This window comes from Paenibacillus filicis (assembly GCF_038070315.1).
GTDB lineage: Bacteria > Bacillota > Bacilli > Paenibacillales > NBRC-103111 > Paenibacillus_G > Paenibacillus_G filicis.
Genome location: NZ_JBBPCC010000011.1, coordinates 1 through 13307 on the forward strand (window position 1 = coordinate 1; position 13307 = coordinate 13307).

The 13307-nt window shown below is 58.3% G+C and carries 11 protein-coding genes; 10 read left to right on the forward strand and 1 reads right to left on the reverse strand.

Translation table 11 applies throughout. From position 1 onward, the window contains the following. Together WMW72_RS17260 and WMW72_RS17265 are read left to right on the forward strand one after the other, a co-directional pair. On the forward strand, positions 1-2673 hold a 2673-nt coding region (locus WMW72_RS17260; RefSeq protein WP_341416772.1), incomplete at its 5' end, for an SbcC/MukB-like Walker B domain-containing protein. A gap of 146 nt (positions 2674-2819) precedes the next feature. After that, on the forward strand, positions 2820-5009 hold the full coding sequence (locus WMW72_RS17265; protein WP_341416773.1) for a stalk domain-containing protein: 2190 nt from the start codon (positions 2820-2822) through the stop codon (positions 5007-5009). 200 nt (positions 5010-5209) lie between these two features. Here the strand turns inward: WMW72_RS17265 and WMW72_RS17270 are convergent, their stop codons facing one another. Further along, the gene (locus WMW72_RS17270) at positions 5210-7126 is read right to left on the reverse strand and encodes an FAD-dependent oxidoreductase (RefSeq protein ID WP_341416774.1); all 1917 of its coding nucleotides are present in this window, start codon (positions 7124-7126) and stop codon (positions 5210-5212) included. Positions 7127-7320: 194 nt separating this feature from the next. On the opposite strand from WMW72_RS17270, the gene WMW72_RS17275 reads away from it, so the two are divergent. From WMW72_RS17275 to yqfD, 8 genes are all read left to right on the forward strand, one after another. Further along, positions 7321-7662 carry a histidine triad nucleotide-binding protein gene (locus tag WMW72_RS17275; protein ID WP_341416775.1) on the forward strand — a complete coding sequence of 114 codons (342 nt, stop codon included), beginning with the start codon at positions 7321-7323 and terminating at the stop codon, positions 7660-7662. A gap of 132 nt (positions 7663-7794) precedes the next feature. Further along, a complete protein-coding gene (gene rpsU, locus WMW72_RS17280) occupies positions 7795-7968 on the forward strand; it encodes a 30S ribosomal protein S21 (RefSeq protein ID WP_010491812.1) in 174 nt (57 codons plus the stop codon). Between the two features lie 12 nt (positions 7969-7980). Then, complete coding sequence (locus tag WMW72_RS17285; protein ID WP_341416777.1) at positions 7981-8424, forward strand: GatB/YqeY domain-containing protein; 444 nt, start codon at positions 7981-7983, stop codon at positions 8422-8424. 163 nt (positions 8425-8587) lie between these two features. Further along, positions 8588-9982 (forward strand): NfeD family protein, encoded by a 1395-nt coding sequence (locus WMW72_RS17290; RefSeq protein ID WP_341416778.1) that lies wholly within the window; start codon positions 8588-8590, stop codon positions 9980-9982. A gap of 42 nt (positions 9983-10024) precedes the next feature. Next, on the forward strand, positions 10025-11020 hold the full coding sequence (gene floA / locus WMW72_RS17295; RefSeq protein WP_423227566.1) for a flotillin-like protein FloA: 996 nt from the start codon (positions 10025-10027) through the stop codon (positions 11018-11020). A gap of 38 nt (positions 11021-11058) precedes the next feature. Continuing rightward, a complete protein-coding gene (locus WMW72_RS17300) occupies positions 11059-11592 on the forward strand; it encodes a hypothetical protein (protein WP_341416780.1) in 534 nt (177 codons plus the stop codon). A 219-nt stretch (positions 11593-11811) separates the two neighbouring features. Then, the gene (gene yqfC, locus WMW72_RS17305; RefSeq protein WP_341416781.1) at positions 11812-12090 is read left to right on the forward strand and encodes a sporulation protein YqfC; all 279 of its coding nucleotides are present in this window, start codon (positions 11812-11814) and stop codon (positions 12088-12090) included. A 21-nt stretch (positions 12091-12111) separates the two neighbouring features. Continuing rightward, entirely contained in the window at positions 12112-13293 is a 1182-nt protein-coding gene (gene yqfD / locus WMW72_RS17310) for a sporulation protein YqfD (protein ID WP_341416782.1), read from the forward strand. Positions 13294-13307 lie beyond the last annotated feature (14 nt).

The following is a 13307-nucleotide window of genomic DNA, read 5'->3' on the forward strand; positions in this document are numbered from 1 at the left end:
GCGGCCGAGCTTGCGGCGGAGCTGGCTACGGCCCGCGAGCGGTTGGCGGCTCTAGCCGCGGAGGCTGGGCGCGCAGGCGCAGCACTGGAAGCGCAGCGCGCCGAGGAAGCGCGCGAGCGCGAGCTGCGCGAGAAGGCGCAGCAGCGGCAGGCGCAGCTCAAGGCCGAGCTGGCGCGGGTGGAGACGCCCGCTGCCGCGCGCAGGCGGCTGCAGGATGCGCTGCAGGCCGCCCGCGAGCTGGAGCGCACGGAGGCGCTGGCCGCCGAGCGGCAGGCGGATGCGGATCGGCAGCGGCAGGAGGCCGCGCGGGAGAGCCGCTTGCTGCAGGAGCAGGCGGTGCAGGAGCGGGTCTGGGACGACCGGGCCGCAGCGTGGATGGCGACGGCGGCAGCTATGCGCCGGTCGGCGGATGCTGTGGAGGCGAGGCTGCAGGAGCTGGAGCAGGCCGAGGCCCGCGAGGCGGAGCTGCGGCGCCGGAGCGAGCTGGCGGCGGAGCGCCAGGCGATGGCAGGCGTGCTGGCTGCGCAGCTGAAGGACGGGGAGCTGTGCCCGGTCTGCGGGTCGGCGGAGCACCCTGCGCTGGCCGGACATCGGCATGAGGATGCCGGGCAAGCTGCTGCCAGTCTGGCCGACGAGGCAACTGAGCCTGTGACTAGAGCGGACCATGATGAAGCTGCAGCTGGCGGTGGAATCGGCATTACGGCTGAAGTGAGGGCCGTAACAGAGGATGGTCTCGAGGGCAGCCGCCAGCAGATGCGGGAGGAGCGGTTCGCCGTGCGCCGGCTGCTGCAGAGGCTCGATTCGCTGGAGCGCCAGTATACGTCTACGTTCGGTCAGGCTGTGGATGGATCCGGTCTGTCAGAGCTGCGAGAGGCAGCCCAGCAGGCTGCTGCAGGCCAAGAGCTGCTCGCGGACAGGTTGGTAGGCCAGGGGACTGACGGTCTGGACGGGCTATCTGGGGATCGACATCCACATTCGCTGGCCGCACATCAGGGCGGCAATCACGGTAGCAGCGAAGACGCCAGCCAAGCTGGAGCAAGCCTGTTGTCCGGTCAGCTTGATTCGGGGTCTTATCGAGCCTTTCTTAACACGTTCGAGGCATCTCCGCTGGCTGAACACTTGAGTCCTGAGTTCGCCGGAGCACTGACGGCTGCTGTGGAACTCTGCTCCGAAGGGCTCCGGCGGCTGGAACGATCGGCCGATTCGCTGGAGCAAGGCTGGCAGGAGCTGCAGCAGCAGGTCCGTCAAGGCGAGCGCAAGCGGCAGGAGCTGGAGACTCGCTTGCATTCCTTGCAGCTATCCATCGAGGCGGAGGACCGGAAGGCCGGTGAGTGGAAGCAGGCTCTTGCAGCTCAGCATGCAGTCTGGCAGCAGACCTTCGGCGAGTGGGAGCCTGCCCAGGTCCCTGAGCTAGCTGAGCAGGGAAGACGGCAGGAGGAAGCCGCGGAAGACATACGCCAGCGCCTGGAGAAAAGCGTGTCTTTTCTCCAGGACAAGGACACGCGTCTCCAGCAGCTTCAGCAGGAACAGTCCGGGCTGGAGAAGCAGTCGGTTCGGCTGAGCGCTGAGCAGGAAACGCTGGAGGGACAAATCCGGCAGCAGGCGGAGCGCCTGCTGGGCCTGGTTGGGGAGCAGGAGCCCGGGCGTTTGGCGGCTGAAGCTAACGCTGAGCTGCAGCGGCTGCGGGAGGATGCCGGCTCTGCGAGCAAGCGCCGCGAGCTTGCGGTCGCAGCCGCGCAGACCACAGCTGCCCAGGCTGCTGCGGCCACGCAAGCAGAGCAGTCTGCACACGCGCTTGAGACTGCGACTGAGGCGGAATGGCAGGAGCAGGCCGCAGAGGCCGGGTTTGCCTCGGCTGCGGATGTGGAGGAAGCGCTCGTCTCAGAGGAGCAGAGGAGCGCCTGGCAGCAAGCTGTAGAGGCACATGGCAAGCAGGAGCATCAGGTAGCCGCGCGACTCCGGGAGCTGGAAGCGACCCTTGCGGGACGTCAGGTTTCTGATGAAGAATGGGAGCAGACCGAGCAGGAGCTGGCGGCCTGCAAGCAGCGCGATGAAGAAGCCTTGCAGCATGGCGCCAGGTCCGAGAGGGACTGCGAGGAACTGAGGAGAAAGCATGACCGCTGGCAGGAGCTGGACAGACAGCGATCCGGTCTGCAGCAGGAGCTGACGCTGCTCGGCAAGCTGCAGAGCGTTCTTCGCGGGAATGCGTTCGTCGAGTTTTTGGCGGAGGAGCAGCTGATGCATGTAAGCCGTGCGGCTTCCGAGCGGCTGGGACAGCTGACGCGCCGCAAATATGCCATCGAGGTCGACTCAGGCGGCGGCTTCGTCATCCGGGATGATGCCAATGGCGGTACGCGCCGTCCGGTGACTACGCTATCCGGCGGGGAGACCTTCCTGACATCCCTGTCGCTGGCACTCGCTTTGTCTACTCAGATCCAGCTCAAGGGCGAGTATCCGCTCGAGTTTTTCTTCCTGGACGAGGGCTTCGGCACGCTGGATCCCGAGCTGCTCGATGCGGTGGTCACCGCACTGGAGAAGCTGCATATGGATAAGCTGACTGTTGGGGTCATCAGTCACGTGCCGGAGCTGCGGGCCAGACTGCCGCGCAGGCTGGTCGTGCATCCCGCCGAGCCTGGGGGCAGGGGAAGCCGAGTCGAGCTGGAGACGATGTAAGACGTTACAGGGGCGGTGTGTTCCGGCCCCGGCTGCTTCTTGTCAACGGCTGCTCCAGGTAAGGTATAACCTTACCGTGACGCGCATACTTCATGATATAATGAGTGGGACATGACGGTACTGCCGCATGAGGGGAGAATGACAGAATGCATCATGCAAGACGGACACGGAAGCAAGCTCCTAAGTCCGGTGGAGCCGGGAGTCAACCTGGCGCATCTACACGGTTGCCGACAGGACGGCGGCTTCGGGCAGCCTCGGCATCTGTGCTGGCGCTTGCGCTGGGAGCGGGTTTGCTGCTGTCCCCTGCGCCTGTGGCACACGCGGACGCGATCTGGGACCGCTGGCAGGCCGCGGACAAGGCGGTTAATGCCGGCAATCCGGCGGCTGCGGTGCCGCATTGGAAGTTTCTGGTTGATCATTACGCTGCCGCAGGCGACTGGCAGAACGCGGCATTGTTCAGCGGCAGATTGAATACGTATTTCGACTCCGCCGGAGATTACGAGCAAGCGATCGTCTACTACGAGCGGGAGAATGAATACTGGTTGAAGGACGGCAAGGATTGGGGGGCCGTCGATCTGCAGAGGGCGGAGCAGATCCGGACAACCGTGGAGGCCTATATCTCCACCTCCGATACGGAGGCTCTGCGCAAGCGGGGTCTTCCAGCCCATGGCAAGCTGTCCAAGTTCGAGCCGGATTACGGGATGTATATCGGGATGTATACGGAGCGGGATCCCAAGATGCTCAATTATTTCGACCGCTCCGAGTCGATCTACGGGAAGAAGCATGCTTTGTATCTGGCCTACTCCCAGGTGGGCAAGCCGTTCCCCAAGGCATATGCGGACCGGGCCAAGCAGGCGGGTGCAGGCTTGCAGATTGCCTGGGAGCCGATGAACGGGCTTGATGCCGTGACGGATGCGGCCGTCCGCCAATGGGCCAAGGAAGCCAAGGCTGCGGGCTTGCCGATCTTCCTAAGGTATGCCAGCGAGATGAATGGGAACTGGGTGCCGTGGCACGGCGATTCGGATAAGTACATTCGCAACTTCCGGATGGTACATGACATCATGGCGCAAGAGGCTCCTAATGTCGCGATGGTCTGGAGTCCAGGCGATGTGCCGATGTACTCCATGGATGCTTATTATCCTGGCGACGATTATGTCGACTGGGTTGGCGTGAGTCTGTATAGTGAGCCTTACGAGAACGGCGATCCGAATCAGGGCAATATGCAGGGGACGAGTCCGGTCGAGCGTCTCGATTATTTGTACAGCACCTATGCCGACCGCAAGCCGCTTATGATCAGTGAGACGGCGGTATCCCATTACGCCAACGTGCCGAAGGAGTCGTTCACGGCCTACGGAACGCTGAATCTGCAGCGATTGTACGGCATCATGCCTTACAAATACCCACGGCTCAAGTCGGTTACCTACTTCAACGTCAACCTGGAGATGACAGAGAGCAAGAACAACTATTTGCTTCGAGACAACGAGGCGATGATGGGCTTGTACCAAAAGCTGATTGCCCCGCCGTATTACTTGACCAAGGTGGAGCAGGGGGTTAGGCCCGCCGATCATGCCGGATTTGTTCCGTTGACCTCGGACGCGGTGTTTTATAAGCAGGCGACGATTACGCCGTTCATCAAGATTCCAGATATTTATATCGGCAAAGTGGAGTATTTGCTCAACGGCAAGCTGATCGGCACGCAAACGGCTCCTCCCTATGGGGTGCAGGTGAAGGCGGGCGATGTTCCGGCCGGGTCCACGCTGGGTATCGTCGTCTACAATGAGGCCGGGAAGCAGGCGGCGGTCAAGACCTTCTCGATCGAATCCGGGATCGCGATTACGCTGGATGGCAAGGATGTAGCCTTCGAGCAGCCCCCGGTGATCCGGGAAGGCAATACGCTTGCGCCGATCCGTGCTATCTTCGAAGCGATGGGTGCGACCGTAGAATGGAATGCATCGACCCGGACGGCGACCGCTAAAAAGGGTCCTACGACCGTCTCCGTGACGGCCGGCAGCCGTGAGGCCTTCGTAGGCGGTCGGTCACAGATATTGGAAGTGCCGGCGCAGCTCATCGGCGGCTCGACTATGGTGCCGGCCCGCTTTGCCAGCGAAGCGTTCGGCGGAGCTGTCGGCTGGGACGGCGCCAGCCGGACGGTTCAAATCCGCAGCGACGGCAAGAAGTCAGCCGCCGCCGTTTCTATCGCCTCCGTCAAGCCGGAGACGGTGATGAGCTCTACGGCCATCCCTTCGGATAGCGCAGCACCATCTTCCAGGGGCTGGTTTGGATGGCTCAAGCAGCAGCTCGGGAGGCTGTCGGGTCTGTGGGAGCGCTTTGCTTGATACAGGGACTGCGTGGCTACTGGATATCGGATTGCCGATGCACGGAGCGAAAGCCCACGTACGATAAACGGTTCACCTAAAGCTGTGACCTTTGGCTGGTCTGTAGAGTTGTGTTGACCGGCACCAGCTTCAAGCACATAACAAAGAAGCTTCCAGCCTGATCTCAGGCATGGAAGCTTCTTTGATTTCGCATTTCCCGTTTATGCGTGAACGGCCAGCTCTTCGATCACGGCCTGGGCAGCTTGACGGGCTGTAGAGAAGGCACGCTCGGCGAGCTCTCCCTTGCCATTACATCCGTCGCCACAGAAGAAGAACGGGACGCTTTCCACCCGTGTCGGAAGCAGGCGGTTGCCGGCGATGTTCTTGACGCTGGCGACCATCGCTTTCTTGGAGACGCGCTTGACTTCCGTCACGTCGCGCCAGCCAGGATAGTATTCGTCGAACAAAGCCTCCATCTGCTTGGTCTTCGTATCCAGATAAGCCTTGCGTTCCGCCTCATCTGTGAAGGAATCGCTGAGATAGGCGATGCCCTGGAGCAGTTGTCCGCCTTCGGGCACAAGCGTATGGTCAGTCGCCGATACATCGCTGATAAACAGCTTGTTGTCCATGTCGCTGATATAGCTGAACGGTCGTGCGACGACCTGCTTCAGTCCGATATCGTAGACCATGACCTCGGTAGAGGTATTATGCTCGTATGGAGCGAGGAACGGCTCCCAAGGCGTTTCCTTGAGCAGCTTACATACCTGCTGCACCGGCATGGCGAAGATGACGCGATCGAACGCTTCCTCGCGGTTTTTCGTGCGAATCACATATTGCCGGTCCGCATAGCGGATGCTTTCCACGCCTTCCTGAAGTGCGATCTGCCAATTTCCGGACTGTTCGATTTTTTGCTTGAGCTGGTTCGTGATCACAGCCCAGCTTCCGAGTACGTAGTTAACCGGACGGCTCGACAGGAACAGGTTGTGGTAATAGTCGCTGATTACCGGCCCCGGTACCTTACGCGCCTCTTCCGGAGCGATAAAGAAGTTGGAACAGACCAGATGCTCCCACAATTCCTTAACATCTTCATCTGCGTCCGATTCGGCCAGGTAGTCGCCGAGGGTCGGATAGTTGCGGAGCTGATGAATATTGGCGATAATGGCTGTAATTTCGGCTACGAAGCGTACTTTTTGCATCGGGTTCAGCAGCTCGGTCCGCATCAGATTGACAAAATCGAGCGGTGCTGGAGTTAGCTGTCCGTTCTTCGCGTACATGACCTTGCGCTTGTCGACCTGCTTGGAGCTGAAGGAAAGTCCGAGCTCGCGCTCCATCACGGTCAGCTTGTGGCGGTCGATGCCGTAGACGGCATGAGCCCCGTAATTCAAGGTAAAGCCCGCTTTCTCATAAGTAAAGGCACGCCCTCCAAGCTGCGGGCTCCGTTCGAACAAAACGCCCTGAATACCCTTCTGCTCAGACAAATAGGCGGCCGCAGTCAAGCCTGCAAGTCCGCCTCCGACGATAGCTACTTTCATGTGATAATCCCCTTTCTCTTGATGGTCGGATTCTGTTGTCATCCGGGTGCCCTCATGACGGATTCCCGTCCACACCCAGGTCAATTGAACCTGCATTCTTTCGATTAGATCGCTTCCGTCATCCTGTGAGCACCAGAGCATCAAGGCTCCGAAGTAGGCGGTGACCAGCGCTCCAGCCTTGCCCGGCTCTGGCAGCCAGCGAAGTACGGCTTCGTCCAACGTTTGGCGAAGGCGATCCATCGCTGATTGTAGACTGTCGTTCTGCATAGACAACGCAATCCAACTGCGGATAAAGCGGGCCGAGGGCGCGGCGTGGGCGGCAAGCTCCAGAAACAGGCGGTTGATGTGATGCTCCAAGGAAGGCACCTGGGTCGGCTTCCGCTCCGACCATGCGCGGATAATATCCGTTTGCTGCCGGGGCCAGTCCTGCAGGATCTCGTCTTTTCCCTTGAAATAATGGTAAAAGGTCCCTTTGGACGTACCTGTCGCTGCGATGATATCGTCGACAGAAACCTGCTCGTACCCCCGCTCGATAAACAGTCTGAGAGCTGTTTCCAGCAGATGCTCACGCTTCTTGCGTGTGGCTGCGCGCATGAACCGAGTCACGGAATGGCCTCCTTGTCTGCCTGGCTTCACCTTGCTTATAAGTCTATTATAGGCGAATCCGCCTAGAAATGATACGACATATTAGACTATAAGTCTAATTACAAAAAGCTTGTATCGCGCGCGTTTTCCTTTTTGCCTGAGTTCATGTATCATAGAGGTAATGATTGCTAGAAAACGCAGAGGAGGGAACAGGCTTGGATTGTATTTTTTGCAAAATCGTAGAGGGAACCATTCCTTCCACCAAAGTTTTTGAAGACGAGCGGGTCGTCGGATTTCTGGACATCAGACCGGCGGCACCTGTGCATGTGGTCATCATTCCCAAGAAGCATATCTCCGATATGAACGGGGTAGAGGAAGAAGATCTTCCGCTGATCGCCGATATTCACCGGGCTGCTCGTCAAATCGCGGTGGAGCGCGGCGTTGCCGAGTCCGGCTACCGGCTGGTAAATAACTGCGGTCCAGACAGCGGGCAGGAAGTGTTCCATCTGCATTATCACCTTCTTGGCGGTCATAAACTAGGCTTGCCGATCGCTTAAACAGGTCTTGACGGACGATGTCCGAAGTAGTTCTCAGATTAGGTTGACACACCATAAGCTGTTGCCCTATAATGAGGTGTGATGAATGTCTTTTATCGTCTTGGACGGTCTGTTCGGAGGGAGGGAAAACTGGTGTCAGAAACTCGAGTTCGTAAGAACGAAACGATAGATGCTGCACTCCGCCGCTTTAAGCGTTCCATCGCTAAAGATGGCGTGTTGGCGGAGGTTAAGAAACGTAAGCATTATGAGAAGCCTAGCGTCAAACGCAAGAAGAAGTCTGAGGCTGCTCGTAAGAGAAAGTTCTAGGGGGCTTAATCGATGAGCTTAAGCGACAGATTGAACGATGACATGAAGCTCGCGATGAAGAGTCAAGACAAGTTTAAACTCTCCGTTATCCGTATGGTTCGTGCCGCTATCAAGAACATTGAGATAGATCAGCGAAAACCCTTGGAGGAACAAGAAGTTCTTGATGTTCTGAATCGTGAGGTCAAACAGCGTAAAGATTCCCTCCAAGAATTTGAAAAGGCCGGTCGTGAAGATCTGGCTGAGAGCCTCAGGGCTGAGATCGTCATATTGATGGATTACTTACCGCAACAGCTTTCCGATGAAGAAGTAAAAGCCATTGTACAGCAGACCATCCAAGAAGTGGGGGCTTCTTCAAAAGCGGATTTAGGAAAAGTCATGGGCGCATTGATGCCAAAGGTCAAAGGACGAGCTGACGGCAAAATCGTCAATCAGTTTGTTCAGCAATTGCTTACTTAACGATCATGAGAAACACTCCAGCCGGGGTGTTTTTCTTTGTTTTCGGCAAAATGAATCGTATTGCCGCCCGCTGCGTATTACATAGGCATATAGGCCATTCTATGAGGAAAGGGCAATGATTTCTTGCAGAAGGCAAATGAAGTTGAATAAAGGAGGTGAAGCGATGTTATCCGTTCGTTGGGAGCGCTTTAACGTCCAGGGAGGCCGGGTATGGCTTATTCTTCCCTTGCTTCTGATGCTGTGGACACTACTTGGTCCAGTGGGAGGGAATGCTGCGGCGACTGCGTCATCTCCGCCGATGGCGGCCCCGGTGGTGGTAATTCCGGTACAGCAGACCATCGAGAGCGGTCTTGAGCGATTTCTGCAGCGCTCCTTCCAGCAAGCGTATGATCTGGGCGCGATGCACATCATCCTGGAGATCAATACGCTTGGAGGCAGTCTGGAATCCGCGGAGCATATCGGGCAATTGGTGAAGGAAAGCCAGATTCCCACGATCGCTTATGTGCGGGGCAAAGCCATCTCGGCGGGCACTTACATCGCCCTGAACGCAGAGCGTATCGCGATGGAGCCGGGAAGCTCCATGGGAGCGGCCGCCGTCGTGGATGCAGAGGGGCATGAAGTAGAGCAGGGCAAGGTCATTTCCTACTGGGCAGGCCATATGAAGGCGGCAGCTGAGCTGCGGGGCCGCGATCCTCTGATCGCCCAGGCGATGGTGGATAAGCGGCAGGGGATATCCTTGCCTCAGATCAGCCGGGAGATAGCGGCAGGGGATATTCTCACGCTGACAGCCGGCGAAGCGGTGAAGGTCGGGTATGCGGAAACCTTGGCCGCCGACAGGCAGGCCGTCTATGCGTTTATCGGTGGCGAGGGTCATCCGCTCGTGGAATTGAAGCCGAGCCTTGCCGAGCAGGTATCCCGCTGGGTAACGCAGCCCTGGGTATCGGTCGTCCTGCTGCTGATCGGGATTGCCGGTGTGGCCATTGAGCTATTCGTTCCCGGGTTCGGCATTGCGGGTATTATCGGCGTGCTGGGCTTCGGCCTATACTTTTTCGGCCATTATTTGGCCGGGTTTGCCGGGGTGGAGGAGATCGCATTATTTATAGCGGGCATTCTGCTGCTTGTGATTGAAATGTTCGTCACCAGCTTCGGGATTTTGGGCGTGCTTGGCGCCTTGTGCTTATTCGGCGGAGTCGTACTGTCTGCACATAATATGAAGCTGGGCATGGCTAACCTGGGCATCGCGTTCGTGCTGGCCATTATCGTCGTCGCTATCTTTGTCCGCATCTTCAAGCGCCGCGGAGTGTGGAACAAGTTCATCCTGCGTGAAAGTCTGTCTGCCGATAAGGGCTATGTATCTACGGTTACCCGTTTCGAACTCGTCGGACAAACAGGGCTGGCTATCACCCCTCTGCGCCCCTCGGGAACGGCATCGTTCGGCGAGGAGCGTCTGGATGTCGTCACAGACGGTGAGTTTGTGGCGGCGGGAACCGAGGTTGTCATTCATTCGGTGGAGGGCTCGCGGATCGTCGTCAAGCCCAGGAAAGACCCCTTGGTGTAAAACGTAAAGGTTCAATGAAGAAAAGGAGGAATTTTGTTTATGATGGATACCGGTTTAATCTCTATATTGTTTCTAGTTATCGTCGTGATCATCGCGCTGTCAGTCTTTTTTACCTTCGTCCCGGTTATGCTGTGGGTGGCAGCTCTAGCCTCCGGCGTAAGGATTAGTATCATCACGCTGGTCGCCATGCGTCTGCGCCGGGTTATCCCGAGCCGGATCGTCAATCCGATGATCAAGGCAACGAAGGCCGGTCTGGATGTATCGGTCAACCAGCTGGAAAGTCACTTTCTGGCGGGCGGTAACGTCGATCGCGTCGTCAATGCGCTGATCGCCGCGCATCGCGCCAATATTCACCTCGAATTCGAACGCGCAGCCGCTATCGATCTGGCGGGCCGTGACGTGCTGCAGGCTGTACAGATGAGTGTTAACCCGCGCGTCATTGAGACGCCAACTGTGTCTGCGGTAGCCAAGGACGGGATCGAGGTCAAGGTTATTGCCCGGGTTACCGTGCGTGCCAATATCGACCGGCTCGTCGGCGGCGCCGGCGAAGAGACGATCATCGCCCGTGTCGGCGAGGGGATTGTTACAACGGTCGGTTCCAGCAACTCGCATAAGGACGTATTGGAGAACCCGGATATGATCTCACGGACCGTACTGGGCAAAGGACTGGATGCCGGAACGGCCTTCGAAATTTTATCCATCGATATCGCGGACGTTGACGTAGGCAAGAACATCGGGGCTCACCTGCAGACTGAGCAGGCCGAGGCGGACAAACGGATCGCCCAGGCGAAGGCGGAGGAGCGCCGTGCAATGGCGGTTGCCCAAGAGCAGGAGATGAAGGCGAAGGTCGTCGAGATGAAGGCAAAGGTTGTCGAATCCGAATCCCAGGTGCCGCTGGCGATGGCCGAGGCGCTGCGTGACGGGAAGCTGGGCGTAATGGATTATATGAACCTGCAGAATATTGAAGCGGATACCCAGATGCGCTCCAGCCTGGGCAGAACGGGCGATACCGGGAATAAGCCGGGCGACGAAAGCTAAGGCCTCTCTGCCATGACCGAGAAAGGCGGTGAGCACGGATGAGACTGATTGAATTTCTGCTGAATAATTGGGTATTTGTCGCAATCGCATTTTTCGTGCTGAGTTCCTTGCTCAAGAAGGGCGGCGGCCGTACCGGGAATGCCCAGCGGCCCAATAGTCCCGGTGGCCGGCCGAACTCGATGCCACCGTTCGGAGGAGGCGGTATGGGCTGGCCGTCAAAAGGTGAACCGCCTGCGGCTCGCAGGGCTTCAGCCGAGGCTGAGCCTGCTCCGGGACGTCCTGTGCGGTCTTCCGGCCAGGAATACCAAAGCCCGTCCGGCTCCCGGGAGACATCGGTCTACGACCGGATGGACGAGCCCGCCGGCCCTTCGGCCGCTGCCGTTCCAATCACTCCGCGCTATGCGCGCGAAGGCGTTCAGGCTTCCTCCAGGCCCGCGTCAGACGCGCCTGCCGGCTCTGCTAGCCCCTCTAGCCCTCTGGGCAGCCTGAGGCCTGAGGATGTGGCCCGCGGCGTCATATGGGCCGAGATTCTAGGCCCTCCCCGGGCTAAGCGGCCTTACCGGCGCAAATAAGCAAGCCTGGAACCGTAAATCTGCTCCAGCACGGCCCAGCGCCGTCCTCGCGATTATTCGCAGGGCGGCGCCTTATTTGCGTTTGGCATAAATTCCGATTCACGGCATATCGTGTAAATAGCCCGAGATTTGCTGCCGTATGCGCACACGGATCTTTCCATGTAAGCGCCCTGTATGCGTGCGGCGAACGATATCGCAAGCTGCCGGAGGAGGTGAGGTATGCGCAGTCTGACTCGCAAGATCAATCAGTTTACGGCAAAGCTGCTCGACTTGCCTCAAGATGTCGCCTTGGACTTGCCCCGGATCACGATGATCGGGAACTTGCAATTGTACATTGAAAATCACCGCGGCGTCATTCATTTTTCAAGCGAATCTTTGAAGCTGGCTCTGCCCAAAGGCAGGCTGGAGGTAACCGGCTCCAATCTGGCGATCCGGGCCATCATGCCCGATGAGGTCATGATCGAAGGAACGATCCGCGATGTTCAATATATGCTGTAGTCCGGAAAGGGGAAGAAGAGCTTGAAGCAATCGTTCATTCAGCGCCTGCGGGGTTTTGTGCTCGTTGAGGTTTCGGGCGGCCGGCCCGAGCGTGTGGTCAATCTGCTGTCGGAGAAGCGAATGTCCGTCTGGGACATTCGTTATCTGGACGAGAACCGGATAACCTTTTATGTAACCGTCCGCGACTTTTTCCGGATTCGCCCGCTGCTCAGGGGGACAGGCTCCAGGCTGCGCATCCGCCGCAAGGAGGGGCTTCCGTTCTGGCTGGACAAGCTGGAGAAGCGCAAGTTTTTCGCAGCCGGGCTGCTCGGCTTTGTCATCGGTATCTACCTGCTGTCCTCGCTCGTCTGGCAGGTCAAGGTGGAAGGCAACGAGACGATCCAGGCGGACCGTATCCTACAGGCGGCCAGAGAAGAAGGCGTATTCCGGATGCAGTGGAAGTTCCGGCTGCGCGAGCCCTCTGAACTGTCCAGAGGCCTGCAGAGCAGGCTGCCGGAGGCGGCTTGGATCGGCGTGGAGGTACGCGGCACCCATGTCCTGGTCAAGGTCGTGGAGGCCAAAATTCCCGTGAAGCCCCCGCTGATGAATCCGCGCCATCTGGTCGCCTCGAAGAACGCGCTGGTAACGGAGCTATTCGCCGAGAAGGGGCGACCGCTCGTGAAGCCAAATACGTATGTGCGCAAGGGAGACATTCTGATCTCCGGCATTCTGGGCGACGAGACGCATACCCAGACGGTGGTGGCGAGCGGTGAGGTCAAAGGCATCGTCTGGTACAAGCCGACGATCGAGGTGCCTCTGTCGAGGCAATACAAAGTATATACGGGCGAGAGCAAGACGCGCTCCTATCTCGTGCTGGGAAGCCGCGGCGTTCAACTGACGGGTTACGGGAAAATACCGTTCGAGCAGACGGAGACGCTGCAGGAACGCAAGACGCTCAGCTGGCGCAACTATGCGCTGCCGCTCGGCTGGCTGAAGGAAAAGATCATGGAGGTCCAAATTCAGGAGCATCCGGTCGATCCCAAGGAGGCTGCGGCCATCGGCATGGAACAGGCGAAGTCGTCTATTTTGTCTGAAGCGGGCAAAGGGGCAAGGGTTATCTCGGAAAAAATTTTGCATGAGAAGGCTGAGAATGGTAAAGTTTATATGGAAGTGCTTTTGGAAGTCGAGGAGCCGATCGCAGTGGAACAGCCGATTGTGCCATAACCCTTCATGCTAAG

What these genes read in the sequence shown, in the direction of transcription:
- WMW72_RS17265 (WP_341416773.1), top strand. Translation starts at nt 2,820, where the DNA reads ATGCATCATGCAAGACGGACACGGAAGCAAGCTCCTAAGTCCGGTGGA.
- WMW72_RS17285 (WP_341416777.1), top strand. Translation starts at nt 7,981, where the DNA reads ATGAGCTTAAGCGACAGATTGAACGATGACATGAAGCTCGCGATGAAG.
- WMW72_RS17290 (WP_341416778.1), top strand. Translation starts at nt 8,588, where the DNA reads ATGTTATCCGTTCGTTGGGAGCGCTTTAACGTCCAGGGAGGCCGGGTA.
- floA (WP_423227566.1), top strand. Translation starts at nt 10,025, where the DNA reads ATGGATACCGGTTTAATCTCTATATTGTTTCTAGTTATCGTCGTGATC.
- WMW72_RS17300 (WP_341416780.1), top strand. Translation starts at nt 11,059, where the DNA reads ATGAGACTGATTGAATTTCTGCTGAATAATTGGGTATTTGTCGCAATC.
- yqfC (WP_341416781.1), top strand. Translation starts at nt 11,812, where the DNA reads ATGCGCAGTCTGACTCGCAAGATCAATCAGTTTACGGCAAAGCTGCTC.